This is a genomic window from Micromonospora endolithica (assembly GCF_003626595.1).
Taxonomy (GTDB): Bacteria; Actinomycetota; Actinomycetes; order Mycobacteriales; family Micromonosporaceae; genus Micromonospora; species Micromonospora endolithica.
The window spans coordinates 136,120-162,889 of the sequence record NZ_RBAK01000001.1 but is presented as its reverse complement, the minus strand read 5'-3'; the positions used below and the strand labels follow the sequence as shown (position 1 = coordinate 162,889).

29 protein-coding genes are annotated in these 26,770 nt (G+C 71.1%); 14 read left to right on the top strand and 15 right to left on the bottom strand.

Going from position 1 to position 26,770, the window contains the following annotated elements; genetic code table 11:
- Positions 1 to 8: 8 nt before the first annotated feature.
- Positions 9 to 617, bottom strand: coding sequence for a class I SAM-dependent methyltransferase (locus D7223_RS00715; RefSeq protein ID WP_120725551.1), 609 nt, complete (start codon positions 615 to 617; stop codon positions 9 to 11).
- An 82-nt stretch (positions 618 to 699) separates the two neighbouring features.
- Here D7223_RS00715 and D7223_RS00710 point away from each other — a divergent pair, with 82 nt between their 5' ends.
- The gene (locus tag D7223_RS00710) at positions 700 to 1,068 is read left to right on the top strand and encodes an ArsR/SmtB family transcription factor (RefSeq protein ID WP_120723712.1); all 369 of its coding nucleotides are present in this window, start codon (positions 700 to 702) and stop codon (positions 1,066 to 1,068) included.
- Positions 1,065 to 1,718, top strand: coding sequence for a cation efflux transmembrane domain-containing protein (locus D7223_RS00705; protein WP_120723710.1), 654 nt, complete (start codon positions 1,065 to 1,067; stop codon positions 1,716 to 1,718). The genes D7223_RS00710 and D7223_RS00705 overlap by 4 nt, the downstream gene beginning before the upstream one ends.
- A gap of 436 nt (positions 1,719 to 2,154) precedes the next feature.
- On the opposite strand, the gene D7223_RS00700 is transcribed toward D7223_RS00705, so the two are convergent.
- Both D7223_RS00700 and D7223_RS00695 read right to left on the bottom strand, forming a co-directional pair.
- Positions 2,155 to 2,796: a vitamin K epoxide reductase family protein gene (locus D7223_RS00700; protein WP_120723708.1), complete on the bottom strand. Its 642-nt coding sequence runs from the start codon at positions 2,794 to 2,796 to the stop codon at positions 2,155 to 2,157.
- Positions 2,793 to 3,455 (bottom strand): DsbA family protein, encoded by a 663-nt coding sequence (locus D7223_RS00695; protein WP_120723706.1) that lies wholly within the window; start codon positions 3,453 to 3,455, stop codon positions 2,793 to 2,795. Before D7223_RS00695 ends, D7223_RS00700 begins: the two co-directional genes overlap by 4 nt.
- Here D7223_RS00695 and D7223_RS32940 point away from each other — a divergent pair.
- Together D7223_RS32940 and D7223_RS00690 are read left to right on the top strand one after the other, a co-directional pair.
- Complete coding sequence (locus D7223_RS32940) at positions 3,442 to 3,768, top strand: hypothetical protein (RefSeq protein ID WP_186832449.1); 327 nt, start codon at positions 3,442 to 3,444, stop codon at positions 3,766 to 3,768. The two genes, D7223_RS00695 and D7223_RS32940, sit on opposite strands and share 14 nt — an antisense overlap.
- Before the next feature lie 297 nt (positions 3,769 to 4,065).
- Positions 4,066 to 4,713 carry a C39 family peptidase gene (locus D7223_RS00690; protein ID WP_120723703.1) on the top strand — a complete coding sequence of 216 codons (648 nt, stop codon included), beginning with the start codon at positions 4,066 to 4,068 and terminating at the stop codon, positions 4,711 to 4,713.
- 468 nt (positions 4,714 to 5,181) lie between these two features.
- Here the strand turns inward: D7223_RS00690 and D7223_RS00685 are convergent, their stop codons facing one another.
- On the bottom strand, positions 5,182 to 6,102 hold the full coding sequence (locus D7223_RS00685; RefSeq protein ID WP_120725549.1) for a L,D-transpeptidase: 921 nt from the start codon (positions 6,100 to 6,102) through the stop codon (positions 5,182 to 5,184).
- A gap of 231 nt (positions 6,103 to 6,333) precedes the next feature.
- Here D7223_RS00685 and D7223_RS00680 point away from each other — a divergent pair, with 231 nt between their 5' ends.
- The 5 genes from D7223_RS00680 (at position 6,334) to D7223_RS00660 (ending at position 13,688) form a co-directional block, all read left to right on the top strand.
- Positions 6,334 to 6,951, top strand: a complete 618-nt coding sequence (locus D7223_RS00680; protein ID WP_120725547.1) for a methyltransferase family protein — start codon at positions 6,334 to 6,336, stop codon at positions 6,949 to 6,951.
- Between the two features lie 175 nt (positions 6,952 to 7,126).
- Positions 7,127 to 8,764, top strand: a complete 1,638-nt coding sequence (locus tag D7223_RS00675; RefSeq protein ID WP_238161394.1) for a copper resistance CopC/CopD family protein — start codon at positions 7,127 to 7,129, stop codon at positions 8,762 to 8,764.
- A gap of 238 nt (positions 8,765 to 9,002) precedes the next feature.
- Complete coding sequence (locus D7223_RS00670; RefSeq protein ID WP_120723700.1) at positions 9,003 to 9,869, top strand: cytochrome c biogenesis CcdA family protein; 867 nt, start codon at positions 9,003 to 9,005, stop codon at positions 9,867 to 9,869.
- 323 nt (positions 9,870 to 10,192) lie between these two features.
- Entirely contained in the window at positions 10,193 to 11,464 is a 1,272-nt protein-coding gene (locus D7223_RS00665) for an Nramp family divalent metal transporter (RefSeq protein WP_120723698.1), read from the top strand.
- Positions 11,465 to 11,657: 193 nt separating this feature from the next.
- Positions 11,658 to 13,688 carry a copper resistance CopC family protein gene (locus tag D7223_RS00660; RefSeq protein ID WP_120725545.1) on the top strand — a complete coding sequence of 677 codons (2,031 nt, stop codon included), beginning with the start codon at positions 11,658 to 11,660 and terminating at the stop codon, positions 13,686 to 13,688.
- 436 nt (positions 13,689 to 14,124) lie between these two features.
- Here the strand turns inward: D7223_RS00660 and D7223_RS00655 are convergent, their stop codons facing one another.
- The 6 genes from D7223_RS00655 to D7223_RS00630 form a co-directional block, all read right to left on the bottom strand.
- A complete protein-coding gene (locus D7223_RS00655; RefSeq protein WP_120723696.1) occupies positions 14,125 to 14,469 on the bottom strand; it encodes a YnfA family protein in 345 nt (114 codons plus the stop codon).
- Between the two features lie 34 nt (positions 14,470 to 14,503).
- Positions 14,504 to 14,782, bottom strand: coding sequence for a hypothetical protein (locus D7223_RS00650; protein WP_120723694.1), 279 nt, complete (start codon positions 14,780 to 14,782; stop codon positions 14,504 to 14,506).
- Positions 14,766 to 15,209, bottom strand: a complete 444-nt coding sequence (locus D7223_RS00645; RefSeq protein ID WP_120723692.1) for a MerR family transcriptional regulator — start codon at positions 15,207 to 15,209, stop codon at positions 14,766 to 14,768. Before D7223_RS00645 ends, D7223_RS00650 begins: the two co-directional genes overlap by 17 nt.
- Complete coding sequence (locus D7223_RS00640; protein ID WP_120723690.1) at positions 15,206 to 15,550, bottom strand: hypothetical protein; 345 nt, start codon at positions 15,548 to 15,550, stop codon at positions 15,206 to 15,208. Before D7223_RS00640 ends, D7223_RS00645 begins: the two co-directional genes overlap by 4 nt.
- A 69-nt stretch (positions 15,551 to 15,619) precedes the next feature.
- The gene (locus tag D7223_RS00635) at positions 15,620 to 16,189 is read right to left on the bottom strand and encodes a VOC family protein (protein ID WP_120723688.1); all 570 of its coding nucleotides are present in this window, start codon (positions 16,187 to 16,189) and stop codon (positions 15,620 to 15,622) included.
- Between the two features lie 15 nt (positions 16,190 to 16,204).
- Entirely contained in the window at positions 16,205 to 16,594 is a 390-nt protein-coding gene (locus D7223_RS00630; RefSeq protein ID WP_120725543.1) for a heavy metal-responsive transcriptional regulator, read from the bottom strand.
- Between the two features lie 89 nt (positions 16,595 to 16,683).
- Between D7223_RS00630 and merA the strand changes: the two genes are divergently transcribed.
- From merA to D7223_RS00615, 4 genes are all read left to right on the top strand, one after another.
- Entirely contained in the window at positions 16,684 to 18,072 is a 1,389-nt protein-coding gene (gene merA, locus D7223_RS00625; protein ID WP_120723686.1) for a mercury(II) reductase, read from the top strand.
- A gap of 64 nt (positions 18,073 to 18,136) precedes the next feature.
- Entirely contained in the window at positions 18,137 to 18,289 is a 153-nt protein-coding gene (locus D7223_RS32645) for a hypothetical protein (protein ID WP_158610802.1), read from the top strand.
- Between the two features lie 124 nt (positions 18,290 to 18,413).
- Positions 18,414 to 20,273, top strand: a complete 1,860-nt coding sequence (locus D7223_RS00620; protein ID WP_120723684.1) for an NAD-binding protein — start codon at positions 18,414 to 18,416, stop codon at positions 20,271 to 20,273.
- A 125-nt stretch (positions 20,274 to 20,398) separates the two neighbouring features.
- Positions 20,399 to 21,220, top strand: coding sequence for a sulfite exporter TauE/SafE family protein (locus tag D7223_RS00615; RefSeq protein WP_202864559.1), 822 nt, complete (start codon positions 20,399 to 20,401; stop codon positions 21,218 to 21,220).
- Between the two features lie 200 nt (positions 21,221 to 21,420).
- Here D7223_RS00615 and D7223_RS33295 read toward each other — a convergent pair whose 3' ends face one another.
- The 4 genes from D7223_RS33295 to D7223_RS00595 form a co-directional block, all read right to left on the bottom strand.
- The gene (locus tag D7223_RS33295; protein ID WP_272948663.1) at positions 21,421 to 22,227 is read right to left on the bottom strand and encodes an MFS transporter; all 807 of its coding nucleotides are present in this window, start codon (positions 22,225 to 22,227) and stop codon (positions 21,421 to 21,423) included.
- Positions 22,228 to 22,680: 453 nt separating this feature from the next.
- Positions 22,681 to 24,099 carry an FAD-dependent oxidoreductase gene (locus tag D7223_RS00605; RefSeq protein WP_120723682.1) on the bottom strand — a complete coding sequence of 473 codons (1,419 nt, stop codon included), beginning with the start codon at positions 24,097 to 24,099 and terminating at the stop codon, positions 22,681 to 22,683.
- Positions 24,100 to 24,175: 76 nt separating this feature from the next.
- Positions 24,176 to 24,673, bottom strand: coding sequence for a GNAT family N-acetyltransferase (locus tag D7223_RS00600; protein WP_120723678.1), 498 nt, complete (start codon positions 24,671 to 24,673; stop codon positions 24,176 to 24,178).
- Positions 24,673 to 24,999 carry an ArsR/SmtB family transcription factor gene (locus D7223_RS00595; RefSeq protein ID WP_120723676.1) on the bottom strand — a complete coding sequence of 109 codons (327 nt, stop codon included), beginning with the start codon at positions 24,997 to 24,999 and terminating at the stop codon, positions 24,673 to 24,675. The genes D7223_RS00600 and D7223_RS00595 overlap by 1 nt, the downstream gene beginning before the upstream one ends.
- A 295-nt stretch (positions 25,000 to 25,294) precedes the next feature.
- On the opposite strand from D7223_RS00595, the gene D7223_RS00590 reads away from it, so the two are divergent.
- Positions 25,295 to 25,672 (top strand): ArsR/SmtB family transcription factor, encoded by a 378-nt coding sequence (locus tag D7223_RS00590; protein ID WP_120723675.1) that lies wholly within the window; start codon positions 25,295 to 25,297, stop codon positions 25,670 to 25,672.
- Here D7223_RS00590 and D7223_RS00585 read toward each other — a convergent pair.
- Entirely contained in the window at positions 25,644 to 26,756 is a 1,113-nt protein-coding gene (locus tag D7223_RS00585; RefSeq protein WP_120723673.1) for a flavin-containing monooxygenase, read from the bottom strand. The genes D7223_RS00590 and D7223_RS00585 overlap by 29 nt on opposite strands.
- Between the last annotated feature and the right edge of the window lie 14 nt (positions 26,757 to 26,770).

Here is a 26,770-nt window from a genome sequence, read left to right as displayed (position 1 = left end):
CTGGTGGGTCAGCGGCGGGTCGCGACGCCGATGAGGTAGTCCCCGCCGACGAGGGTGCGCCACTGGTCGCCGACGTGCAGGCTGTGGCGGTGCAGCTCGGCGCGGAACTCCTCGGCGGTGAATCGGTCGTCGCGGGGGTGGTCGAACAGCGCCCGGTAGGTCGGGCGGGAGAGGGCGCGGGCGGTGACCTCGTCGAAGTAGAACCGCCCGCCGGGGCGTAGTACGCGGGCGATCTCGGCGATGGCGGCGCGCCAGGCGGGGATGTGGTGCACGATCGCGAAGTCGAACACCGCGTCGTAGCTCGGGTCGGTAGCGTCGACGCTGGCGCGCAGGTCGACGGCGTCGCCGGTTTGGAGGCGTACCCGGTCGCCGTAGCCGGCCAGCCGCCGCCGCGCCCGGGCGATCATCGCCGGGTCGAGGTCCAGGGCGTCGACGTGGGCGGCGCCGAACCGCTCCAGGATCAGCCGGGTGCCGTAGCCGGGACCGCATCCGATCTCCAGCACCCGGGCGCCGGGCGGGAGCGGCCCGCCGAGGCGGCGCAGCCACGGCGCCTCGTACCAGCGTTGCAGCCACCGCCGCGGCGGCGAGTTGATCAGTGCGGTCTCCATCCTGTTCATCAACACGTGCTGCTCCTTCATCGCTGTCGTCCGATGACACCGGACTGTAGCGATGATCGTACAGGGTCGATATAATCGCTACATGGCGATTAGAAAAAGTGGGCGGGTGGCGACTCGCCCAGTGGAGGACCTGGCGCCGGCGGCGGCGTTGTTCCACGGGTTGGGGGATCCGACCCGGTTGGCGATCCTTCGGCGGCTGGCCGACGGGGAGCTGCGGGTGGTGGACCTGACCGGCGAGCTGGGGATGGCGCAGTCGACGGTGTCGGCGCATCTGGCCTGCCTGCGCGACTGCGGTCTGGTCGCTGGCCGGCCGCAGGGTCGGCAGATGTTTTACGCCCTGGCCCGGCCCGAGCTGATGGACCTGCTGCGCGCCGCCGAGGGTCTTCTCGCCGCGACCGGTGAGGCCGTCGCGCTGTGCCCGGCCTACGGCTGCGCTGAGGACCGGCGGTGAGCGCCGAGTCGGCGGCGCTGAGCCTGGCCGAGACCGAGCGATTGACCCGCCGGGGGTTGCTCCTTGCGCAGTTCACCGTGGTCTACAACGTCGCCGAGGGCGCCATCGCGATCACCGTTGGGCTGCTCGCCGGCCTGGTGTCGCTGGTGGGCTTCGGTCTGGACTCCGGCATCGAGTCCGCCGCGTCGGTGCTGGTCGGGCTACGGTTGGCCGCCCGGCTGCGCCACGGCGACATCGACGAGGCCAAGGAACGCCGCACCCTCAAGGCCGTCGCCGTCACCTTCTTCGTCCTCGCGGCGTACGTCGTGTTCGAGGGCGTGCGCAGCCTCATAGGTGGGGAGGAGCCGGACACCTCGGTCGTAGGGCTGGTGCTATTGGCCGCCTCCGTGGTGATCATGCCGGTGCTGGCCGCGGCGAAGAAGCGGGTGGCGATGCGGCTCGGGGGAGACCGGCTCATCTTGGCCGACGCCGCCGAGACCAAGATCTGCGTGCTGCTGAGCATCTCCACCCTGGTCGGCCTCGCGCTGTACGCCGTCACCGGCGCCGCGTGGCTGGACCCGGTCGCCGGGTTCGTCATCGCCGCATTCGCCATCCACGAGGGCCGCGAAGCCTGGGAAGGCGAACTCGTCGAAGACGACGACGATGACTGAGGCGCCGAGCCGGCGGCCGGTGTACGTACGACGGGCCGCCGCGGCGGGAACCCCCGCCCCCGTGGCCGCCGCCGACCTCGCCGTCGAGGCCGTCGTCGAGCGGCAGCCGACCGGCGACGGCCCGCGAGTGGCTCTGTGGCCGCACCTGAGCCACAACCCGGACGCGGCGTGCACATCGCGCCGACGCCCCCGCCTGTGCCGTGCCCACCGTCACCGGGATCGCAGTCTCAGCCTGACGAGCGGCGGCCACCGCGACTCGCACCACCGTCGCGGCGCTGGCCGTGAGGGTCGGCGGCGGTGCGGAACCTGGCCGAGCGAGTCGGCAACCGGGTACCAGCTAAGCACTCACTCGGGCAATCCCTCGACGGCGACGGCGAGGAGAGCGGCCAGGACGGTGAGCTGTCAGACCGCGAACAGTGAGTTGTAACGGTGGATCTCAGGCCAGAGTGCTCCAGTAGTCCCAGAAGCGGTGCAGGATCGCGGCGACGATGACGGCGTACCAGGCGACGAGGATGACGCTGTGGTAGCGGGCGGCCCCGTCGGTGACGGCACGCACGGTCGCAGGCAGCGCGTGGGCGTTGGCGCGCAGAGTGCTCAGGGTGGTGTAGAGGAAGATCGGGATAGTGACCGCCCAGACCGCCATGCAGTACGGGCACAGCGCGCCGATGACGTACACGCTCTGGTAGATCAGCCAGTGCACGAAGACGACGCCGAAGGTGACACCGCCCTGCAGGCCGAGCCAGAACCAGCGCGGAAGCCGCACACGGGCCAGCAAGATGACGCCGATCGTGGTGACGGCGGCGAACCCGGCGATGCCGATCAGCGGGTTGGGGAACCCGAATGCCTCGGCCTGCGGCGTGGTCATCACCGAGCCGCACGACAGGATCGGATTGATACTGCAGGTCGGGACATAGCCGGGACGGGTCAGCAGGTTGATCTTCTCGACGGTCAGGACGGCCGCGGCGAGCAGCCCGATGCCACCGCCGACGGTGAGGACCCACGCGGCGACGGTGCTGAGGAACTGGCCGGCTCCCGGAGCGGCGACAGCAGGCTTGCTGGTGGTGGTGGCGGCGCTCATCCGGCGAGAGCGGCGTCGATCGCGCCGGTCAGGTCGTCCTTGCTGCGCAGGTCGGACAGGGGGCGCCCGTTGAGGAAGAACGTCGGGGTGCCCTGCACACCCGCGGCCTCGCCGTCCGCCCGGTCCCTGGCCACCCGCGCCGCGGTGGCGGGGTCGTCGAGGTCGCGCTGGAACTGGTCAACGTCCAGACCGAGATCCCGGGCATAGCCGAGGAACACCTCGGTCTGCGGCTGCTCCTTGTGGCCCCACACGGTCTGGTTCTCGAACAGCAGCCGATACATGTCGGCGAAGCGACCCTGGTTTGCCGCGGCCTGCGCGGTCCGCGCGGCAAGGTCAGCGTTGGGGTGGCTGGCAATCGGGAAGTACCGCACCACGAAGGTGATCCGCCCCTCGTAGGCGGCGAGGACCTGCTTGACCGCCGGGTACGCGGCGCCGCACGCCTCGCATTCGAAATCGAGGAACTCCACCAGCGTCACCTTGCCGTCGGCGGCAGTCGTCAGCCGGTGGCTGTCGTCGCGGACCAGCATCGCCGTGTCGACCGTTCCGCCGGCCGTCTTGGCAGCGGGAACCTCGTCGCGGCGGTCGACGGCCAGCAGGCCAGCCACCACCAGCATCAGCACCACGATCGCTGCCAGGGTCAGCCGCGTGTTCCTCGTCATGTATCCGTCCCCTGTCGGTCGGTCAGTACGGCCTCAAGCACCCGGCATGGCGGGCACTCGGGCAAAGGTACAGGGAACGCTGTACCGGGTTCCTGCGAGTTCGCTGAAAACGGACCCGAAAGGAGAAGCGGGGCATGCGGTAATCGAGACCCTCGGCTGCTGTGCCCGCCAATCGTCTTTCAGCGCCCTCCCCGGATCACTCGGCGACTTCGACGAGACGTTGCTGATAGAGCGCAAGGTTGCCTTCGAGCGGCGAGCGCGGACATTTCAGCGGCTGCCATCGCGGGAGTCAGCCGATCTGGTCATGGGCTGAGATTGCTGACCCCTCGCCCCGTCAACGCCGACATGCCCAGCACGTGGCCCTCACGCCCCCGGGATGCCCGATCCACGCTCAGAGGTCCGTCATTCTCCCACTGCTTCTAGCAGGTCACAGCGTTTTCATGAACCTGGCTGGGGTAACCGTTGGTCGAGAGCCCGACAGCCGGTCGATGTTCCGGTGTCGGGGGGTGTCCGAGGCCCACCAACGGCGCACCGCGGGCGTCCACTCCTCCCCGTGGTGCGTGCGCTTCCACTTCACATGGAAGCGGCATAACCGATGGGAGCTTCATCAATGAACTCGATCGTCCGCACGAGTGTCGCGTCCATTGCTGGTCTCATGATCGCCGGTGGCGGCGTCGCCGGCCCCGCGATGGCCGTCCAAGCCGGCCCCATGGAAAGCAGGCCGGCCGTCGCGGTGCCGCCGGAGCAGTCAGCCGAGGACAAGCGCCTGCTCGAGCACGACTACGAGAGGCAGCCGAACGCCTACTACTGCGCCCCGGCCGCGACCAGCATCGCCCTTTCCACCCAGGGCAAGGACCCGAGCCAGAAGGAGGTCGCCAAGAAGCTGGGCACGACCGAAGCCGGCACCAACTCGGTCAATGACACCACCCGGGTGCTCAACGAGATGACCGGTGGCGGCTACGAGACAACCGAGATCAAGGGCACCACCGCGAAGCCCGAGCAGGTCGAGAAGCTCCGGACCGACGTGACGGAGGCGGTCGACGCCAAGCGTGGTGTGGTGGTTAACACCATCGGCACCGGGGTCGACACCGATGGGGATGCACATGTGTTCCCGGGCGGGCACTACGTGACCGTGGTGGGCTACCGCGACGGCAGCGAGGAAATGAAGATCGCCGACCCGTACGACCCGAAGAAGTACTACTGGATTGACGACGAAGAGCTCGCTGACTGGACCGCCGAGCGCGGCTACTCCAGCTGAGCCGAATCGTCGGCACGAGCGCTGGCCGGGCTCCCGGAAACGGAGCCCGGCCAGCGGCCGATTTCGCGCGCGTCGGTGTGGGGGCGGGTCAGGACCAATCGCGAAGGCGCCCCCCGGCGGCCAGCGTGATCCTTCATCGGTGGCCCCGCCTTGAGGCTGCGCTGCCGCCCGCCCCACGCCTGCGGGCCCAGGTTTCGCGTGGCTTCTCCGGCCCAGTGCGTCCTGACGAAGCCGAGCACGCCACCTACGCGCAGCATGAGTGGCGGGCTGCCGAAGTAAACGCCAATCCTGTGGGAGAAGGGGCTTGCCGGCTATCTGCGTCCGGCATGCGCGTGAAAGGCTGACACATGGGCTTCGGCCCGCGGCGGCGAACGGCCCTCCACAGGACGGGTTCCCTGCAGACGGCCGGCTTCCCAGGAAGGCCGACGTCGTCAAACAAAGAGATGCGAGGCTTGGATGACCACGAAGTCATCGGGATGTCGCGGGCGGCGTCGGCAGCGCGTCGACGACCACCACGCTGGTTCCCGGGGGGACCTCGTCGAGGATCTGCTGCTGTGCGCTGCGGGTCAGGCGAATGCAGCCGTTGGTGACGTCTTCTCCGAGGGTGTCGTCGTTGTGCCAGCTGTGTAGGCCGATGTGCGCGCCTCGCAAGCTGGCCGGCACCGCGCTCGGGTCATCGGGCACTGCGCCGAAGGCGTAGATGTCCACACCCCCATAGACGGCCTCTGGGGGAGGGGTGCGGCCGAGGATGAAGGTCCTCCCGAGCGGGGTGGCCTGCCCCGGCATTCCAAGGCTGACCTCCCAGGAGTGCATGGCGCGGCCGTCGCGGAACCAGGTCAGTCGGTGCGGCCGGCGCTCTACTACCAGCTGGTCGCGCAGAGGCATCGTGGTCCAGCCGCCGGGTGGCAACCAGGCGAGACGGCGGTTCGCCGAGGGCAGCAGCACGGCCACCCAGCCCACACGTCGCTCGACGACCGGCGTGATGAGTTCCACGCCGTTGATGGTGGGAGCGAGGTAAGCCAGTGGCCGCCCGCCTGGCGCGTCGTACGCGGGGATGTTCCGCGTCGGCGACAACCCCTCGGTCAGCGGAGTGGTGTCGAGAGTGTCGCGGTCGGGCGGAAACCCAGCCGGTGCCGGGTCGTAGTCAACGACGGGGAGCCCGTCAGGTGCCGGGGCCGCACTCGGCACCGATTCCGGAGACCGCGTGCTGTCGATCGGCGCTCGCTCGGTCGAGGCTGAATCGGGCGGGGCGAGGTGGACCGCCGGCGCCGCCGGCTCGCGCTTCATCGGCAGCCTGTCTAGCAGCACGATTGCGAGCAGCACAGACACGCAGACGGCGGCGGCCAGCCAGCCGAGAGCCCACCGGGACTTGAATCGGTCAAACAGCACGAAACTACTGTAACGGACGGCGTTAAGCATTGACCGCCTTTACTGACGAAGCAATCTCGGTGCAGCCCGATGGTCGACGAGCTTGCGCAACGCTTCGCGTCTGTGATGCCTCGGTGCGCCTCGACGCCTTCAGTTCACTCTTTACTGAATACAGCACTAGATGTACTGTCGGGTCATGGAGACATCGACGCATGGACAGGTGCGGGTCCGCCTCGGAGAATGGGCGCGGTGATGCCCGGCCTTGCGCTGACTCTGTACCTGCTGGGGCTGGCCCTGACGTTCGGGTGGCGCACCGTGGCGCAGTGGCGAGCCACCGGCGACACCGGGCTGCGGCTGGACGCCGGCCCGCCGGGGTCGGTGCGGTGGTGGGCCAAGCTGCTGTTCGTCGCCGCCCTGCTGCTCGGCGCCGCCGGGCCGCTCGCCGGGCTCGCCGGCCTGGACCCGGTCGGCGCGCTGGACTCCGGTTGGCTGCCGGTCGCCGGGCTGATCCTGGCCGTTGCCGGGATCGCAGCGACGCTGGCGGCGCAACTGCACATGGGTGCCTCGTGGCGCATCGGTGTCGACCCCGAGGAGCGCACCAAGCTCATCACCACCGGGGCGTTTGCCCTTGCCCGCAACCCCATCTTCACCGCGATGGCCGCCACCAGCCTCGGCCTTACCGCGATCGTGCCCAACCCGCTCAGCCTCACCGCCACCGTGACGCTACTCGCGTCGATCCAGATGCAGGTCCGCGTGGTCGAGGAGCCTCACCTGATCCGCGCCCACGGTGTTGCCTACCTCGACTACGCCTGCCGAGTCGGCCGCTTCCTGCCCGGCATCGGCCGTCATCGCGCACCGGCACACCGTTAGATGGTTCTCCACGAGGCAGAGGCGAACCGCTCCTCAATCGCGGTCCCGATCGTCGGTGCCGGCGAGCCGATCCGTCAACCCGTGCGGCGGGCGGCGGTGGGCCGCCGGGCAATCGAAGCCCGGATGGATCCGTCGCGCGTTGAACCCTTCGGTCGCCGTGTCCGAACCATGGAGTGTGCGTACCCGAATCGCAGTCCTGCTCGGGCTGGTCCTGGCCCTGCTCTGCGTCCCTCTCGCCCCGGCGAGTCCGGCGGCGGCGCACGCCGCCCTGGTCACCACCACGCCGGCCCGGGACGAGGTGATCGGCTACGCGCCGCGGGAGGTGCTGCTCACCTTCAGCGAGCCGGTCACCGCCGTGCCCGGCCGGGTGCAGGTCCTGGCGCCCGACGGCAGGCGGATCACCGTCGGTAGACCCGAGGTCCGGGACAGGACGATGCGCATCCCGGTCCGGGTGCCCGAGCGGCCGCTGGGCACCTATCTGGTCAGCTACCGTGTCGTCTCCGCCGACAGCCATCCGATAGCCGGCAGCTTCGTCTACTCCGCCGGGGCCCCGTCGGCCACGCCGCCGCGCCCACCGGACGAGCAGGCCCGCCAGAATGCCGGGCTGCTGCTGCCGACAGCCAAGTTCACCGGCTACCTGGGCCTTGTCCTGGCGGTCGGACCGACCCTGCTGGCGGCCACGATGTGGCCCCGCCGACGGTCTCGCCGCGGGGTGGCCGTCACGGTGTACGCCGGGCTGGCCCTGGTCGCGGTGGCCACGGCCGGCACCTGGATCGGTCAGGCCGCCGACACGGTCGGCGCGCCCGTCGGCGAGTTGGGGCCAGCCGACCTTCGGGCCGTCGGCGAGAGCGACGTCGGGGTGGTGCTCGCCGCCCGACTCGCGTTGACCGCTCTGGCCGCGGTGCTGCTTCCCGCCGCCGTGCGCGGCATCGCCGGCCGGGGCCGTGTCGTCGGGGTTGTCGTGGTGGCAGTGTGCGTGTTCCTCACCTGGCCGCTGGCCGGGCACCCTGTCGCCGCACCGATACCGGTGGTCAGTGTCGCCGCCGGCGCCGTGCACCTCGCCGCGATGAGCGTCTGGCTGGGTGGGCTCCTCGCGGTGACCGTGTTTCTGCTGCGCCGCACCCACCAGCGGGTTCTCGCCCGGATCCTGCCCGCCTGGTCCCGCTGGGCCACCCTCGCCGTCGGCTGGCTCATCGTCGCCGGGACCGGCCAGGCGGTGATGGAGCTCGGCCGGCCAACAGCGCTGGTAAACACTCCGTACGGCCAGCTGCTGATCGCCAAGGCGGCGCTGCTGGCCGGCGTCCTCGCGGTGGCGGCGCGGCAACGGCGCCTCGTCCAGCGTGGCACCGCCGCCGAGCATCCCCGGCGGGTCGCCCGGGCCGCGGGGGTGGAACTCACCGTCACCGCTGTGGTGCTGGCGCTGGCCGCGGTGCTGGTGCAGACCCCGCCCGGCCGCACCGCCAATGCCGAGGCCGCCCGGGCCGACCGTGCCGGAATCGCCCAGTCGGTGACCATTGACCTGTACACGCTGCAGTTCGACATCTATCCGGCGCAGGCGGGTACCGCCAACAGCCTGCACGCCTTCGTCTACACCCCACAAGGCCGCGCACTGCCGGTCGCCCAGTGGACCCTCAGCGTCGCTCTGCCCGGCGCCGGTATCGAGCCGATCGCCGTCCGGGTCGACGTGCTGGAGCCCAACCACGGCAGCGCAGAGATCCGCTTCCCGGTCGCCGGAGACTGGACGCTGAAGATGACCGCCCGTACCACCGACATCGACCAGGCCACCGTGACCGCCACCGTGACGGTCCGCTGATCGCGCAAGACGTGAACAGGCGCTGACCCGGGGTGTTGGTTACGGATTACCGGAACCGACGCTCTCGTCGCAGGCCCGGAACTTTCGGTGCATCTGGTGTCGTCAGCCTGCCCGCCACCCCGATACTACTTCCAGTAGTAGGACCTGCGAGGATCAGATAGTCGGAGTTCAACTGGGGAGTTGGTGCGGATGCGGCGTCATACCGGAGCGGCAGCACGCGCGGCTGCGGCGGTGCGGTGTGGGTGAGCAGTTCGCGTCCCTTGCCTCGTCCGGACCTCTGGTCGTGGCGATGGCCGTTGCTGCCGCAGCCGGGTTGGTGAGCTTCCTGTCACCGTGTGTGCTGCCGCTGGTGCCCGGCTACCTGTCATACATCACGGGACTGGCGGGCGCCGACCTGGACAACGCCGCCCGTCCACGGCGCTCCACCGGCGTACCCGTGCCGACTCCGGTAACCGTCGCGTCGTCGAGCACCTCGCGGGCGACCGCACTTGAGGCACCGGGTCCGGACGCGGCCCGGCGCCGATGGGCCCGAAGCCGGGTGACAGCAGGCACGCTGGGGTTCATCGCCGGCTTCGCCGTCGTCTTCGTCACCGTGGCGGTGGCGTTCAACACCGCCGGTCGCGCGCTGGTGAGCAACGCCCGTCCGATCGAGATCGCTGCCGGAGCGCTGACCGTCCTGCTCGGGGTCGCCTACCTTGGGGCCCTGCCACTGTTGCAACGGCAGGTCCGGCTCACACGGTTACCCACGGCGGGACTCGCCAGCGCTCCGGTGCTCGGCGCGACGTTCGGCCTGTCCTGGACTCCGTGCGTGTCGCCCACCCTCGGCGCCGTGCTCGGTATGGCGGCGGTCGAATCGACGGCCGGGCGGGCGACGATCCTCGCGCTGGCCTACTGTGCCGGACTCGGCCTGCCCTTCCTGTTCGTCGGACTCGGTCTGCGCCGGGCGCTCGCGCTCACCGGCTTCGTCCGCCGCCACCACCAGTGGGTCACCCGGGTCGGCGGCATCCTGCTCATCGCCATCGGTCTGGCCCTGCTCACCGGCGCGTGGGGCGACTTCACGATCTGGCTGCGCGCCACGCTGGGCCCTGGGCAAATCGGCATTTGATGAGCGTCGAGCGTCACATCCCGACCGGCGAGCCTGGGGTCGGCGCCGGAAGGTTCGCGCGCCCTGGCCTGCCTGGCTGAGTTGTCGACAGCCTGGGTACGACGGCAGATCGGCTGACCTCACAGCGCATGATGCCGCGATGGGCGCCTTCGGCTGAAGCAGCACTTCCTGTCTGACACCGGACGCCGCCTGAAGCGTCGCCAACACCTGTCCTCTCCCGTGATGCAGCGGGCTTGGCCCTGCCGGGACCCGACGTGGCCCGAGGAGGCCACCACCAGCGGGAACAGCACCCGCGTCTAATCGGTGTTGTCGGGAGGTGCCAGGTGGTCACTAATGAACTCGCCGCTGGATCGGCGGCGTCGCCGTTGCAGCTCGCCCGGGCCCGCGGTCGGCTGGGTGGGCGACTGATCCTGCTGGGCCCGGCGTTCGTGGCCGCCGTCGCCTACGTCGACCCCGGCAACTTCGCCACCAACTCCACCGCCGGCGCCCGCTACGGTTACCTGCTGGTCTGGGTGGTTGTTGTCGCCAACCTGATGGCGATGCTCGTGCAGACGCTGACCGCCAAGCTCGGCCTGGCCACCGGGCGCAGCCTGCCCGAGTTGTGCCGTGAGCACCTGCCCCGTCCGGTCAACCGGGTCATGTGGGTGCAGGCCGAACTCGTCGCGATGGCCACCGACCTGGCTGAGGTCATCGGCGGCGCGGTCGCGTTGTACCTGCTGTTCGGCATTCCCCTACTGCCGGGCGGGGTGATCATCGGTGTTGCCTCTTTCGCCATCCTGGCGTTGCGCGCCCGCGGTTTCCGTGCTTTTGAGATCGTCATCGCCTGCCTGCTCGGCGTCATCGTGGTCGCGTTCGCCGCGAACCTGCTCGCCGCCGGCTCCGACGTGGGCTCCGCCGCCGCCGGCCTTGTGCCGCGCCTGCAGGGCACCGACAGCGTTCTGCTCGCCGCCGGCATCCTCGGTGCCACCGTCATGCCCCACGTCATCTACGTGCACTCCGCGCTCACTCGTGACCGCATCCCGCCGACGTGCGACGCCGAACGGCGGACCCTGTTCCGCGGCCAGCGCACCGACGTGCTGCTCGCCCTGGCCGCCGCCGGCACCGTCAACCTGGCCATGCTGCTCATCGCCGCTGCCAGCTTCCACCGCTCTGACGTCCCGGGCACCGACACCCTCGACGGCGTGCACGCCGGCCTCGCCCAGAGCGTCGGCACCGCCGCGGCGCTCGGCTTCGCCATCGCACTACTGGTATCAGGGCTGGCCTCCACCAGCGTCGGCACCTACGCCGGCGAGGTGATCATGCAAGGCTTCCTGCGTCGGCGCATTCCGCTGCTGCTGCGCCGCCTGATCACCCTCATCCCCGCCCTGGCCATCCTGGCCTTCGGCCTCGACCCCACCACCGCCCTGGTCCTCTCCCAGGTCGTGCTCAGCTTCGGCATCCCCTTCGCGCTCATCCCCGTCGTCGTTTTCACCCGCCGCCGCGACCTGATGGGCAACCTGGTCAATCACCCCGCGACCACCGCCGCCGCCTGCGCCATCGCCGCCCTGGTCATCGCCCTCAACGGCTTCTTGCTGTGGCAGGTCATCACCGGCTGACAGCCCGGTCGGCGACGGATCGCCACACCCGGGTGGCAATCCAGGGCAGACCGAAGGAGCGGCGCCGCCACGATCATCAGGTCGAGGTCACATCGGGCAGCGACTTCGATCGAGGCGGGCCGCAGCTTCTGCCATGCGAACAAAAAGATAGTTCGATCTCGACTAAAGACGGTTCTGTCACGAGCATGTGCTGATGCGTCCTCATCGCCGATCACCCCGAGGGCTTGTCTGCGGGATCCTCGCGCTCTCTGTTGTAGCGGTCATCGTCCTCGTGCCCGTACAGCCGGCTGCGGCGCACGGATCCCTGGCGATGTCCACGCCCGCGCCGGGTGCCACGGTGACCGAGGCGATGACCGACGTGCAGCTCTACTTCACCGAGAAGGTCGCCTCGAACGCGTACTTCACGATCACCGCCCCCGATGGCGGTCGGGTTGACCACAGCTGGCGCTACGGCGAGCCGAAGCCGCTGGACAAGCCGGTGCGGGAGTACGTCCTGGTCAACGGGACGTTCGAGCCGCGCGAGTACACCACGGGGTTCCCGGCGGTGGTGCAGGTTGCGCACCTGCCCGCCGCAGGGCAGTACTCCGTGAGCTACCTGTCGGTGGCATCGGACGGTGAGCCGGTACGAGGCAGCATGACCTTCCGCTACACGGGGCGCCCGACGGCCGCGCCGGCGGGCTGGAGCCGGCCCACCGACCAACCGGACGCGGCGCTGATGGCCGCCGTTCAGCAGCACGAGACGTCCGGACACGGGCCCGGGGCGGAAACCACCTCGGCCGCACCACCGGTCTCGGCGGCGCCCCCCGCGCTCGCGACCGGCCCCGCAGCAGATGACGACGGTGGACCCGGCCTGCTGCTCTGGTGGGGTGTAGCGGTGGCGTTGGTCGCGATGGTCGCCGGATTCGTGGTGTGGCGACTTCGCCCAACTTCGGCAGGCAGGCCCTCCGGGCGCTCCCGCACCTCTGGCGTGGCCTCGCGCCGGCGCGGTGCGGGCTCCCGCACCACGGGGGCGTCCTCGGCGCGCAAGGGGCAAACACCTGGTCGCGGCGGCGCCGATCGCAGGGCCAGCTCCGCACACTCCGGGGACACGAGACGACCGACTGCCGTTGCCGCGGCGAGGAAGCGCGTGGAGGCTGCCACCGCGGGCATCGCCGCCGCGACCGGGTCGACGGCCGGACAGGATGCGGGCCCGGCGACCGCAGCGACAAACGGTAACCAGCAGGCAGCCGCACCGGCCGGCCAGTTCGATGGGCCCCGTGTCGCCTCGACGTTCGGGCCTCATACAAGCACCGCGCGCCTCGCGGTGCTCGTCGGTAGCCTGGTGGTCGCTTTACTGGTCGGGTTCGGCCTCGGACGGACCGGTGCGGGCGAGCCGACCGCCGCCGGCACGCAGGCGGGTCCGGCATCCGTCGGGGCAGCGGCGACAGAGCAGGCGGCGTCGGCGGCAGCCGGGCACCAACATGCGCCCGGTACCGGGCCGCACACGCATCCGGGTGACGGCAGCGCGGGCCAGGCGCAGGCAACCGGAACGACGGTCAGCGCCGGCGGGTACACCCTGCAGCCGGTGCAGCGGTCCCAGCCGGCGGGCCAGACCGTCGACTACCGGTTCCGCATCCTGGGGACCAACCGGCAGGCAGCGACGCAGTTCGTGACCGTTCACGACAAACCGTTGCACCTCGTTGTGGTGGGCCGGGACTTGAGCGGCTACCAGCATCTGCATCCGACGATGGCATCCGACGGCACCTGGAGCGTCCCCCTGCGACTGGCCCGCGCCGGCACCTACCGCATCTACGCCGACTTCACCGTCACCACCGACGACGCCACACCGAAGCCGCTGGTTCTCGGTGCCGACCACCACGTGCCCGGCGCATACGCCCCGGTCACGCTGCCGTCGGCGCAGACACAGGCGAAGGCTGGACCGTTCACGGTGCAGATGACCGGCACCCCCACGGCGGGTGTGACCGTGCCGATGGCATTCGGGGTCGGCCGTGACGGCACGGCGGGCCCGGTGCAGGTGCAGCGGTACCTGGGAGCGTACGGGCACCTGGTCGTCGTCCGCGAGGGCGACCTGGGCTATGTGCACGTCCACCCGGAGCCGGACCTGGTCAACGGGGCGATCACGTTCTGGCTGACCGCGCCGAGCGCCGGCCGGTACCGGGCCTTTTTCGACTTCCAGGTCGACGGCCGGGTGCACACCGCGCAGTACACGATCGATATCGTTTAAGCGCCGCGCGCGAGATGCGTCGCCTGGCGCCCCAAAGGTGTCATGACCGTCCGTGACGTCGATTGGGTCGACTGGGCTCTGACCTGCCGCTGCTTCTAGCTTGTGGTGGCTGTGCTTTGACGGGAACACCCGTCGCGGCTGCGGCGCGGGTCGGTTGCGGCGGCCCTTCTTGCGGATTCTGGTGCGGGCGCGGCGGGGCGGCGGCGAGGACGAGTTTGGCGGGGGCGGTGGCGCAGCGGCGTTTCACGGCAGGTAGGACGCTGGTGTAGGTGTCACTGGCCCGCTGGCGGTTGTCACCACGGCCCTCGGTGTTCGTCCTCCTCGTTGAGGCCGGCTCGTGACCGCAGGCACGCTCTTCCTCACCGGCCTGGCCGAGACACGGGGTCGAATCTTCAGGCTGTGTCGACGATCGTCAAGAAGCGGTGGTTTCTGGCGATCAGGAGCCGCCGGCGGTCCTTGGCGCGTACATGATCACGGCGACGCCGATCAGGCAGATGCCGGCGCCGATGATGTCCCAACGGTCGGGCCGGAACTTGTCGACAACCATGCCCCAGGCGAGAGATCCGGCGACGAACACGCCGCCGTAGGCGGCGAGGATGCGTCCGAAGTTCACCTCGGGCTGGAAGGTGGCGACGAACCCGTACGCGCCGAGGGCGATGACGCCGGCGGCGATCCACCACAGGCCGCGGTGCTCGCGCCAGCCCTGCCAGACCAGCCACGCCCCGCCGATCTCGAACAGCGCGGCGACGACGAACAACAGGATGGAACGGGCGACGGTCATGCCGGGACCGTACCGGCCCGGCCGCGGCCCGCGGTCATGCCGGTGATCCGGTCGAACAGCCGCAGCTCGTGCCGTCGGCGCAGTCGCCGCGGTGCCGGCGCCGGGCCGCCCACCACCAGGCGCCGCCGGCCAGGGCGGCCAGGGCGACGGCGATGCCGGGCATCCACGCCCCGGCGGCGGCCCACCCGGCGCCGGACAACACCCCGGCGGCCAGCAGCAGCGGGATGGCGCAGCACGCCGCGCACGCCACCCCGGCTAGGCCGGTCAACCCGGACGGGAGCACCCGGCGGGCACGGTCAACGAGGGTCGGCATCGGAGGCTCCTACGGCGATGGTCGCGAACGGGATGGGGCAGCACGGCTGATCGGTGCAGGCGACGAGGTCGTCGCAGCCGGCGTCCACGGCGGCGCGCAGCGTGCCGGCGATGACCTGCAGGTTAGCGATCTTCGCCTGCACCTCGGACAGCCTGGCCCGGGCACGGGCCTGTAACCCGGCGTCCTGACGCCGGGCATGCCGGTGCTGGCCGGCCTCCAGCAGGTCAGCGACCTCATCGAGGGTGAACCCGAGCCGCTGCGCCGCCTTGATCACCTTCAGCGCGGTGACCGTGTGCTCCGGGTAGAGGCGATGCCCGCCGAGGCTGCGGTCCGGCTCGGCGAGCAACCCGCGGCGCTCGTAGTAGCGCAGCGTCTGCAGGTTCACCCCGGTCGCTGCGGCGACCTGGCTGCTGCGCAACCCGCTCACCCGGCCATCCCGGCGGCGGCCCGGCCGGCGAGCGCGTCCAGGACGTCGACGTGCCCGGCCGGCACCTGCACGTCCAGGCGCAGCCCGCCACTGTCACCGGCGTCGTCACCGGCGAACGTGAACGTGAAGAACGAGCAGCAGGAACTCTCCCGGCCGGTCAGGTCCCGGGCCGTGGCCTCGGCGGCCGGGTCGAGGAGCAACCGCAGCGCGGTGGGGGACAGCCGCTGCTGCGCACGCACGGCAGTGGCGAACAGGTGGTCGAATTCGGCCAGCCGCAGCGGCCGGTCCACGGTCGGCAGGGTGCACGCCTCGGGCACCCACGCCTGGTCATCGCTGGTCATACCCATGACGGTAAGCCTGTACCTAGGTACCGGATGCAAGGCTAGAGCGCCGGGGGTGTTGAAAGCTGCTCAGCTGGTGGGGCTGCCGAACCTGATCCGGTTGCCGTCGGGGTCGGTCAGGACGAACTCGTGCAAGCCGTAGTCCTGCTCGGCGACCTCGCCCGCGCCGGCGGTGCCGCGCTCGCGTAGCTGCTTGCACAGCTTCACCGCGTCGGCGACGTGGACGAAGCACTGCCCGGGCGTCGGGGTGCTCTCGTGAGTGAAGTGCAGCTCGACCCCGCTGTTGTGCAGCAGCAGGTAGCCGTCGTGGCGCTCGGTCTCGCTGAACCCGGCGGCGGTGTAGAACGCGGCGGTGCGGTCCAGGTCGGCGCTGGGCAGGATCGGCACGGCTGCCTGGGCCGTTCCCGGCGTGGCGCGGCTGCCGGTGAGCCGGCGCGCCAACGCGCCGAGCGGGGTGAACCGCAGCTGCCGTAGCGCCGCGACGGGACCGGCGCGGCGGGCAGCCCAGAGGGCGCAGCCGACGCAGATGAACACCCCGGGAGTGGTGCCCAGCTCGACGACCTCGCTGGCGGGGAGTTGGCGGCCGCAGCAGCCGCAGTGTTCGTGGTCGAACGTTCGAGGGGTCTCGGCGGCGGTCACTGTGGTCTCCTCGGGTTACAGGTAGCGGCAGACCTGTTCGGCGCCGCAGGTGTCTGGGTCGCCGCCGCGGGCGGCGTCGTGCAGCTGCGCGACGGTGGCGCGTAGTTCCTGCAGGTCAGCGATTTGGGCGTCGAGGGCGCGCAGGCGGGTGGCGAGCAGGTCCTCGACGTGTCGGCACGGCGCGTGGCCCTGGTCGCGCACGTCGAGGACCTCGCGGATCTGTGCCAGGGTCAGGCTCGCGGCGCGGCCGCGGCGGATGAAGTCCAGCCGGGCGACCGCGTCCTGGCCGTACTCGCGGTATCCGGCGGGCGTACGCCCGGCGGGGTGCAGCAGGCCGGCGTCCTCGTAGAAGCGCAGCGTCTTGGTGGTCGTGCCGGTCGCCGCCGCCAGCTCCCCGATCCGCACCCCGGTCACCTCCCGCCCTTGACCTTCCCCTGCACTGGAAGGTCCAGTCTGAACCCTGTACCCGGCCGGTGACCAGCGAAGGGCATCTCATGGATGAGGACTACGGCGTCGATCTCGCGGTGATCGGCACAGGTGGGGCGGCGATGGCCGCGGCGATCGCCGCCCGGCAGGCTGGCGCCCGGGTGGTGCTGGTCGAGCGGGCGACCCTCGGTGGGACGTGCGTGAACATCGGCTGTGTGCCGTCGAAGACGCTGCTGGCAGCGGCCGGCACGAGGCACGCTGCGCTTGCCAACCCGTTCCCCGGCGCGCCGACGTCGGCCGGCGGGGTCGATCTGGGTGCGCTGGTCGGGCAGAAGAACGAACTGGTCGATCAGCTGCGGCAGGCCAAGTACGCCGACGTCGCCGCCGCCTACGGCTTCGAGATCCGCCCCGGCCAGGCGACGTTCGTCAACGGCGACACCCTCGCCGTCGACGGGCAGCCACTGCACGCCCGTGCCTACGTCGTGGCGACCGGCGCCGAACCGGACCGCCCGGACCTGCCCGGCCTGGAGCACGTCGACTACCTGACGTCGACCACGGCGATGGGGCAGCACGTGCTGCCCACCTCGTTGGTGGTGATCGGCGGCGGGTACGTCGGCATGGAGCAGGCGCAGCTGTTCGCCCACCTCGGTACCCGGGTCACGGTCGTCGGCCGGTTGGCGCCGCGGGCCGAGCCGGAACTCGCCGCGGCGCTGCGGGAGGTGTTCGCCGGCGACGCCATCACCGTGATCGAGGAACACGTCACTGCGGTGGAAGACGTCGACGGCGGGGTGCAGGTCGTCACCGCATCCGGGCGGCGGGTGCTCGGGCAGCGGCTGCTGGTGGCCACCGGCCGCCGAGCCCGCACCGACGGCCTAGACCTGGCCGCCGCCGCAGTGACGACCGATGGGCGCGGGTTCGTGAACGTCGACGACGCGCAGCGCACCGCCAACCCGCGCATCTACGCCGCGGGCGATGTCACCGGCGCCCCGCATTACGTCTACGCCGCCGCCGCCACCGGGCGGGTCGCGGCGGTCAACGCCCTGGCCGACACCGGGACGCGCCCGGCCCGGGTGGACTACACCGGCCTGCCGTCGGTGGTGTTCACCCGCCCGCAGATGGCCTCAGCCGGGCTCACCGAAGCCGACGCCCTCGCGGCCGGGCACGACTGCACCTGCCGGGTTCTCGACCTCGCAGACGTGCCGCGGGCGCTGGTCAACCGCGACACCCGCGGCGCTGTCAAGCTCGTCGCCGACACCGCCACCGGCCGGGTACTGGGTGTGCACGCCCTGGCCGACGGCGCCGGGGAGATGATGCTCGCCGCCACGTACGTCATCAAGGCCCAGATGAACGTCGACGACATCGCCGACACCTGGGCACCGTATCTGACCATGGCGGAAAGCCTGCGGATCGTCGCCGGAACGTTCCGCAACGAGCTACCGACCTCCTGCTGTTCCTGACACCCCACACGGCGGCGGCCGAAGCGTTCTGTGGGCGGCCGGCGGTCTGGCCGTGTGCTGCACCGTGCATGTTCTGCTGGTCACCGGTGGTCTCGCCGGCATCAGCGCCGCCCTCGGTGTTGCCACCGCGAACGCCGCCCCGCTGCTCGCCGCCGGTGTGCTCTTGGCCGTGGTCGTCGGTCTGCTGATCGTCCGACGCCGACGCCAGGCCCGTTGATCCGGGCGGGCGGGGGGCGTCGCCGTCGCTTCCACCCCGGGTCAGTCGGCCGAAGTGGCGGCCGTCGGGCGCAAGGGCCTGTACCCGTCGGCGTCGAGCTGGGCGAGTTCACCGCTCTGGCCTGATGCGTGATCTCGCATCCTCCTCCGCTGCAACGGATTCGCGCGATCTCGCCGGTCGCGCGGTCTTGTCAGCCCTCGATACGATCGGTGGCGTGGCTGTCACCGCGGCGTCCGCCGAGGTTCGGGTAGATGCCGGCGAAGCACGTCGGTTCGTCATCTGTGGCGATGACACCCTGGCCTACCGCTTGGCCGATGAACTGGTCAACCGGCACAAGCGCAACGTCACGGTGATCATGCCTTCGCGGGCGTCCACCTACGGACGCCGGATCGGCAAGCTGGACGGCGTGAGGATCATCGAGTCGGAGCGGCCGGACGCCGACGCGTATCGGGCGGCGGAGCTCGGCGAGGCGGACGCCTTGGCCCTGGTGGGGCGCAACGATGTCGCGAACATCGAGGCGGCTCTGCTGGCGCACGGCCTCAACCCGGGCCTGCGGATCGTCGTGCGGATGTTCAACACGAGCCTGAGTGAGGGCATCGCGCAGCTGCCGTACTGCACGGTGCTGTCGGATGGGGCTCTGGCTGCGCCGGCGTTCGTGGCGGCAACCGTGGGGGAGGTGACGCCCACGGAAGGGCTGCGTGGCGGCACCATCGTCGTGGCACGCCGAGAAGACGTACCCGCCCGCGCGGTCCTGTGTGGTCTGGCTGTCAGCGAGGGGCGCGAGGGAGCGGACGTTCTACCAGCGGACCAAGACGCAGCTGATCTCGTTCTTGCCTCCGCCGTACCCCGCAAGCCGGCAGCGTTGACTCACTCCCGGCGCACTCAGCGCCATCCTGTCGGGGCCATCCTCGAACGAGTGTGGCGGAGGCTGCGGTTCGTGCTGGCGGGTTTCGTGGGCCTCCTGGTCGCCGGGGCCGCGATTCTGGCGCTGCAGCGTCCGGACGACTCCTGGCGGGAGGTGATCTACGCAGCTGTTCTCGCCGCGTTCGGTGGAGCCGACGCTGAGCTGAGTGCTACCGCGTTGGAACAGGTGACCCTTCTCGTGTTGACGATCGTCAGTATCGCGCTGATCCCCCTGTTGACCGGTGCCGTGGTCGACGCCGTCGTCAAGGCCCGGCTTGAGGTCCTCGACGGCACGCTGCCGAAGCGGGTAGCGGACCACGTCGTGGTGGTGGGGCTGGGAGGCGTCGGCAGTCATGTGATCGAAGGGCTGCACGCTCTCGGCGTCAACGTCGTCGCGATCGACAGATCGGCCGACGCGCGTGGTGTGCAGGTCGCCAGGGACCTGGGTGTTCCGTTGATCATCGGCGATGCGAGCAGGCGCGGCACACTCTTGGCCGCCTCGGTGCCCACCAGTCGTGCGTTGGTGGTGATCACGTCCGACGACTCTGTCAATCTGGAGACAGCGTTGATCAGCCGGGCCGTTCACCGCGACCTGCGGGTGGTCCTGAGACTCTTCGACGGCGATTTCGCCGAACAAGTACAGCAGGCCTTCGATCTGACCATCTCGCGCAGCGTCAGCTACCTGGCGGTGCCGTTCTTCGCCGCGCGCCTGCTCGGGCAGAACCTGGAGGCGATACCGATCGACCGACGGGTCCTGCTGATGGCTGACCTCGTGGTCGCCCCGTACTCGGCTGTCGAGGAACAGACCGTTGGTGATCTACGGCGTCCCGGCGAAGCGTGGCTACTTGAGGTGACCAACACGCTCGGCGCTCGCCTGCCGTCCTCCCTGCCTTCCGGCCGCCGGTTACAGCGCGGCGAGAAACTGCTGGTGGTTGCCACCCGGGCCGGACTGGCCAGGCTGATGGAGGAGACATCACCACCACCGGACACCGCGCCTCGGCGTCCCATAGTTCCCCACGACTCACCCGCCCGTCACCGATCGGCGCCCCATCCCCGAGACGGAAACGATCCAAACGGGTAGCGGGGAGCCCGGCCGCGAGCCCTGTCCGCCAATCCATCGAGGACCGACGCGCGCGAAACGGCGTGAGCAGCACCGCCTGCTGGCCCTCAACCGCCGGCACGTTGATCGCCCCGTAGGGTCCGCCTGTGCAGACATCGCCAGCCACGGACCGCCGTGCCGTTCGTATCTGGCTGCCTCTGGCGTTCACCGCCGGCGCGGCCGTCGGGGTCCTCGGCGGCATGATCGGCCTGGGCGGGGCCGAGTTCCGGCTGCCGCTGCTCATCATGCTCGGGTTCGCCGCGCTGCAAGCCGTCATCCTCAACAAGGCCCTCAGCCTCGTCGTCGTCCTGACCGCACTGCCCGCCCGGCTGGGCGCGGTGCCGCTGTCCGCCCTCGCCCCGCACGGGGACGTGGTCGCCAACCTGCTGCTCGGCAGCCTCGCCGGCGCGTGGGCCGGAGCGTTCTGGGCCACCCGGATGCGCTCGGCCACCCTCTACCGGGTCCTGGCCGTCCTGCTCGTCGCCATCGCCGCGGATCTCATCGGCAACCACACCGGCACGCTGCACCACATCGCCCTGGCGCCGGCCGTCGTCGTCACCGCCGGCGTGGTCGCCGGGTTCTTCATCGGTGTTGTCGCCGCCCTCATGGGCGTGGCCGGCGGTGAACTGCTGATCCCCACGATCGTGCTGCTGTTCGGCACCGACATCAAGATCGCCGGGAGTTTATCCCTGGCCGTGTCGCTGCCCACCATGCTCGTCGCCTTCGCCCGCTACAGCCGCGACGGTAGCTTCGCCGTCCTGCGCCGCCACGCCCGCCTCACCGGCGTCCTCGCGCTCGGCTCGATCACCGGCACCATCGGCGGCGGCCTGCTGCTCGGCGTCATCCCCGACGCGGTTCTCGTCCCCGGCCTGGCCGTCCTGCTGGCCCTGTCCTCGATCAAGGTATGGCGCCACGCCACCACAGGTTGATTGACGGCGGCTTGCGGGGACGCCGGGCGTAGACGACATCACCACCTCATCCTGATCGGGTGGCTGTTGGCCGGGTCGACACTGGCGCCCGCGTGACAGCGGCATTGTTGCGCGCCTGCTGTCCGTGCAACCACAATCCCACTGATCGCCACACCGAACTGCCCGGCAGCGGCGGTTCTCTCGCTCGAGGGGTGTCCAGCTCAGCCGTTGGCGGCCGGCGGCGTGGCGGTAGCGCGCAGGAGCATGCCGGTGGAGGCGAGCGCGCAGCAGGCGGCGACGGTGGTGAGCAGCAGCGTGTAGCCGGCGGCGGTGTGCAGGAGGGTGGCAGCGCCGAGGGGCGCGGCGGCTTTGGCGACGGTGACGGGGGTGGCGAGTCGGCCGGCGATGGTGGCGTAGGCGGTAGTGCCGTACCGGTCGGCGAGCAGGGCGGGGGTGGCGAGGCTGGTGATGCCGAAGCCGAGCCCGAAGCCGACCACGCTGATGATCGCTCCGGTGCGGGTGCCGGCGAGCAGCGGCATCGCGAGCACGGCGGTGGCCTGGGTGGCGAAGACCGCGGCGACAATGGTGACGACCGGCAGTCGTCGGCGGGCGGCGGTGAGGACGAGTCTGCCGGCGACGGACAGGACGCCGAGCAGGCCGGCGGCGGTGGCGGCGAAGGTAGCGGGGTGCCCGCGGCTGATCAGGTAGCCGATGAGGTGCACGGTCATGATGCTGGTGGCTGCGCCGTGGGCGATGAAGGTCACGGCGAGGATCCAGAAGCGGGCGTCGCCCATCGCTGCCCGGGCGACCGCCCGCCGCTGGACGTGCTCGGGCCGCGCCGAGCCGGACGATGCTGTCGTCGCTGGTGGTCGGGGCTGGCGGACGGTGAGCGCGTGCAGGGGAACGGTGACCAGGCCATGTATGGCGGCGAGGACGAGCAGCGCGCCGCGCCAGCCGAGGTGCGCGGTGAGCAGGCCGGTCAGGGGCATGAAAACGGTGCTGGCGAACCCGGCCACGATCGTGACCACCAGCAGGGCGGTGGCGCGCCGATCGGGGGGTGAACCAGGAGACGATGACGGCGAAGGCGGGTTCGTAGAGCACCATCGCGCCGGTGATCCCGATGCCGATCATGACGGCGTAGAGCTGGCCGATGGTCTGCACCTGGGACCAGGCGATCAGAAGCGCGGTGGCGGTGATCGAGCCGACGGTCATCAGCGCGCGCCCACCGTGGTGGTCGAGCCATCGGCCGACCGGAATGGCCACCAGGGCACCGGCCAGGACGGAGGCGGTGAGCGCGCCGGTGACCGCGGTGGTGGACGCACCAAGGCTGGCGGCCATGGGTGTCATCAGGACCGGGTAGGCGTAGTACAGGACGCCGTAACCGATGGTCGAGGTGACGGCGAGAGCGGCGACGATCCGCCAGCCATGGGCGTGGTGCCCACCGACAGTGAGGTCGGCGGGCACCGTCGTGGTGGTGGGCATCAGCTGCCGCAGCAGCCGCCGGTCGCAGCGTCGGCGGGAGCGGCGTCGAGCGTGACCAGGCCCAACGGCGCGGCGAGCAGGCCACCGGAGATGCCGGTGGCGAGCCCCCGTCCCGTCGGCTCGGTGGCCGAAGTTGATCCGCAGCAGCTGTCGCCGGTGGCGGAGTCGTCGGGGTTGCTGTTGCAGACGCCGGTCTCGGGCAGGTCGAGCTGCACGTCGCGGGCGGCCTGCCAGTCGCCCGCGAGAGCGGCGACGACGGAGCGGACCTGCTCGTAGCCGGTGGCCATGAGGAACGTCGGCGCGCGGCCGTAGCTCTTCATGCCGACGGCGTAGTAGCCGGTCTCCGGGTGGGCGAGCTCGTCCACGCCGTGCGGGGGCACGGTGCCGCAGGAGTGCTCGTTCGGGTCGATCAGCGGTGCCAGGGCGCGGGTGGCGCCCATGACGGGGTCCAGGTCCAGGCGCAGCTCGGCGGTGATGGAGTGGTCCGGACGGAATCCGGTGGCCGCGACGATGCGGTCCACGGTGATCGCCTCCTCGCCACCGGCGGTGTGCCGGACGGCCACGCTCACGCGGTCACCGGCCGGCGTGAGGGCCTGCACCGAGAAGCCCGTGAGCAGCCGGATCCGGCCGGCGTCGACGTGGGCGCGCAGCCGCGAGCCGAGGGCGCCGCGCGCGGGAAGGGCGTCGGCGTCGCCGCCGCCGTAGGTGCGCGACGGCGAGGCGGATCGGATCGCCCAGGTCACCTCGGTGCCCGGCGTGGACCCGGCGAGCTCGGCCAGGGAGAGCAGGGTGTTGGCGGCGGAGTGGCCGGCGCCGACGACCAGGGTGTGCCGGCCGGCGAACCGGTCCCGGGCCTGCCCGAGCACGTCGGGCAGCGCGTGCTCCCGGTACGCCGCCACGTCGGCCTCGCCCCGGGCGGGCAGGCCGGACGCGCCGAGCACGTTCGGGATGCCCCAGGTGCCGGAGGCGTCGATCACCGCGCGGGCGAGCAGTTCCTCGCCGTCGGCGAGACGGATCAGGAACGGGGTCGTCTCGCGTCCCGCGGTGCGCAGCCGGTCCAGGCCGAGCCGGCTGATCGCCTCGACCCGGGCGCCGTAGCGCAGGTGGTGCTTGAGCGCCGGCAGCTCTGCGAGGGGCTGCAGGTAGCCGGCGACGAGTTCGCCGCCGGTGGGCAGGGCATCCGCGTCGGGGGCGACCCAGCCGGCGTCCTCCAGGATCCGGCGGGCGGCCGGGTCGATGTTGTACCGCCACGGCGAGAACACCCGCACGTGTCCCCACTGCCGCACGGCGGCGCCGGCGGTGTCCCCGGCTTCGAGTACGGTGAAGGCGATGCCGCGCTCGTGCAGGTGCGCGGCGGCGGCCAGACCGACCGGGCCGGCGCCGATCACCACGACCGGAAGGTTGTCTAAGGCGCTCATCGGAAACTCCTCTGTGTCGAGAACTGTCGAATCAAACAGGTAGACGGCGGCCCCGGTGCCTAGGACCGAGGGGTGGTCAGGTGATGGCGGGGCTGCGCCGTTCGAGCAGGACGACGTCGCGCCACCGGCCGTGGTGGCGCGCGACCCGTTCTCGGACACCGATGACCCGGAAGCCGGCCCGTTGGTGCAGGGCGAGGCTGGCGGCGTTCTCGCCGAAGACGCCGGACTGGATCGTCCAGATGCCGGCCGCCTCGGTGGAGGCGACGAGCGCGTCCAGCAGCAGCCGGGCGACGCCACGGCCGCGGGCGGCGGGGTCCACGTAGACGGAGTGTTCCACCACGCCCGCGTACACGGCGCGGGTCGAGGTCGGCGAGACCGCGACCCAGCCGACCACCGGGCCGCGCGCGTCGGCCGCCACGAGGCGGTGGTCGGGCAGCCTGCCGGCGTCGAACGCGGCCCAGGTGGGTGCGGTGGTCTCGAAGCTAGCGTGGCCGCCGTCGAGGCCGGCCTGGTAGATGGCCAGGACCGGCGGGGCGTCGTCGGCTGTCATGGGGCGGACGGTGAGGTCGGCCATCAGCAGGCTCCGTTCGGGCTCGGGGCGGGTCGGCCCATGACGACGTCGGCGGCGGAGGGGAAGCAGTCGACGCAGGCGTCGTTGATGTGGTAGTGCCGGGCGGTACCGACCGGCTCGACGAGGACGAAGCGCACCTCGGTGAGGATCTTCAGGTGCTGGGAGACGGTGGACTGCGCAAGGCCGACGGCGGCGACGATCTCGCCCACGCTCATGGGCCGGGCGTGGCGGGCCAGGTACTCGACGATCTGCACCCGGGTCGGGTCGGCGAGGGCCCGGAACCACGACGCGTACGTCTGCGCGGTCGCCCGATCCAGTAGCTCGTCCACGTTTTTGCCCTCGATCGTCTATCGCCGATAGGCGATTGAGTCTAGCCGGTCTCGGCCGGCTATCGCGGGCCGATGGCCGCGTACACGGCCGTACGGGCGCGGTCGTAGCGGCGCTCGGCCCGCTGCCTGCTCGTCGTGACCTCGGCGCAGGAGTCGCAGAACCGGACATCCGCAGTGCGCCTGTTCGGCCGACCCGTGACGTGGAACATGCTGCTGCCCTTTCCCTCGGCGGCTGTCTTGATGTCTGTCTAACCAGAGAGTTGCACGTTGGTTAGAGGGATGTCAACCTAGAGGCATGTTGAAACAAGCGTCGCCTCTCGCGCTCGTCGAACTGGACGCCGACGCCCCCTGTTGCGCGCCGCTGGCGCAGCGGCGGGTGCCGGCGGAGGCCGCCGCGGTGCTCGCGCCGGCGTTCAAGGCCCTCGGTGACCCGGTACGGCTGCGGCTGTTGTCGATGATCGCCTCCGCCGAGGGCGGGGAGGCGTGCGTCTGCGACCTGACACCGGCGTTCGAGCTGACCGGTCCGACGATCTCGCATCACCTCAAGGCGCTGCGCGAGGCCGGCCTCGTCGACGCCGAGCGGCGCGGCACGTGGGTGTACTACCGGGCCCGGCCGGCGGTCCTGCGCCAGCTCGCGGCACTGCTCACCGTCGAGTCGACGCCTGCTTCGTGAGGCTTGCGCGTCGCGTTCGCGCCGACCCGCGCTCGGCCAGGGCGGCGACGACGTGCGCGGCGTCGCGGCCGACGCCGCGCAGGGTGTTCGACGCGAACGAGCGCTGGAACTCCAGTCCCAGGTAGACCAGCCCGGGATGGGTCGTGGAGACGCCACCTGCCTGGTGGGGCGAGCCGTTGGCCGCAACGGCACCGGGCAGGGGCCAGAGGTAGTTGAGGTGCGGACGGTAGCCGGTCGCGAAGATCACCGCGTCGACCGGCTCGGACGTCCCGTCGGGCCAGGTGACGCCGTCGGAGGTGAAGGTGGTGAACATCTCCCGGCGGGCGAGCTGCCCGCAGGAGATGGCCCCGCGGTAGGCGCCGGTGTCCAGGACGGCGGCGTGGCGGATCAGCCGGGTGAGCACGGATCGGGGCAGGCGGTCGGTGCCGGTGACGTGCAGCCAGTGGTGCAGGTCCCGGCCGCGGATGCGCTGGGGCACGAACTGGACCGGTGCCCGGGTCGCCAGGGTGACCTGCGCGTGCGGGGCCAGTTCGTAGGCGACCTGGATCGCGGAGTTCCCGGCACCGACCACCACGACCCGCCTGCCCGCGTAGGGCTCGGGGCGGCGGTAGTGCGCGACGTGGCGAACCTCGCCGGTGTAGCCGTCCCGGCCGGGCAGCACCAGTAGGTAGGGGTTGGCGAAGGAGCCGCTGGCCGCGACGACGCCCGCCGCCGCGATCTCGTCGCCGGCGCCGGTGCGGACCAGGTAGCCGCCGCCGGGGCGCGAATGCACGGCGGTGACGCGCACGCCGGTGCGGATGTCGGCGTCGATGCCTTCGCCGTAGCGGCGCAGGTACGCCACGACCTCGTCGCGGGTCGGGTGGCGGTCCGGGTCGCCGTCGTCGAAGGCCATGCCGGGCAGCGCGCTGTACCGGGCCGGGGAGAACAGGGTGAGGCTGTCGTAGTAGTCCAGCCACGAGCCGACCGGCTCCGCACCGGCTTGCAGCACGATCGGTCGCAGGCGTGCGGCGAGGGCCGTGCGGGCGGCGGCGAGGCCGGACTGCCCGCCGCCCACAATGATGACGGGTTCGGTAGAGGTGGTCACCTCATCATCGTATC

Coding starts and splice junctions, on each gene's coding strand:
- D7223_RS00715 (WP_120725551.1), bottom strand. CDS start 617: ATGAACAGGATGGAGACCGCACTGATCAACTCGCCGCCGCGGCGGTGG.
- D7223_RS00710 (WP_120723712.1), top strand. CDS start 700: ATGGCGATTAGAAAAAGTGGGCGGGTGGCGACTCGCCCAGTGGAGGAC.
- D7223_RS00700 (WP_120723708.1), bottom strand. CDS start 2,796: ATGAGCGCCGCCACCACCACCAGCAAGCCTGCTGTCGCCGCTCCGGGA.
- D7223_RS00695 (WP_120723706.1), bottom strand. CDS start 3,455: ATGACGAGGAACACGCGGCTGACCCTGGCAGCGATCGTGGTGCTGATG.
- D7223_RS00690 (WP_120723703.1), top strand. CDS start 4,066: ATGAACTCGATCGTCCGCACGAGTGTCGCGTCCATTGCTGGTCTCATG.
- D7223_RS00680 (WP_120725547.1), top strand. CDS start 6,334: ATGCCCGGCCTTGCGCTGACTCTGTACCTGCTGGGGCTGGCCCTGACG.
- D7223_RS00660 (WP_120725545.1), top strand. CDS start 11,658: ATGCGTCCTCATCGCCGATCACCCCGAGGGCTTGTCTGCGGGATCCTC.
- D7223_RS00655 (WP_120723696.1), bottom strand. CDS start 14,469: ATGACCGTCGCCCGTTCCATCCTGTTGTTCGTCGTCGCCGCGCTGTTC.
- D7223_RS00650 (WP_120723694.1), bottom strand. CDS start 14,782: ATGCCGACCCTCGTTGACCGTGCCCGCCGGGTGCTCCCGTCCGGGTTG.
- D7223_RS00640 (WP_120723690.1), bottom strand. CDS start 15,550: ATGACCAGCGATGACCAGGCGTGGGTGCCCGAGGCGTGCACCCTGCCG.
- merA (WP_120723686.1), top strand. CDS start 16,684: ATGGATGAGGACTACGGCGTCGATCTCGCGGTGATCGGCACAGGTGGG.
- D7223_RS00620 (WP_120723684.1), top strand. CDS start 18,414: ATGCGTGATCTCGCATCCTCCTCCGCTGCAACGGATTCGCGCGATCTC.
- D7223_RS00605 (WP_120723682.1), bottom strand. CDS start 24,099: ATGAGCGCCTTAGACAACCTTCCGGTCGTGGTGATCGGCGCCGGCCCG.
- D7223_RS00600 (WP_120723678.1), bottom strand. CDS start 24,673: ATGGCCGACCTCACCGTCCGCCCCATGACAGCCGACGACGCCCCGCCG.
- D7223_RS00590 (WP_120723675.1), top strand. CDS start 25,295: ATGTTGAAACAAGCGTCGCCTCTCGCGCTCGTCGAACTGGACGCCGAC.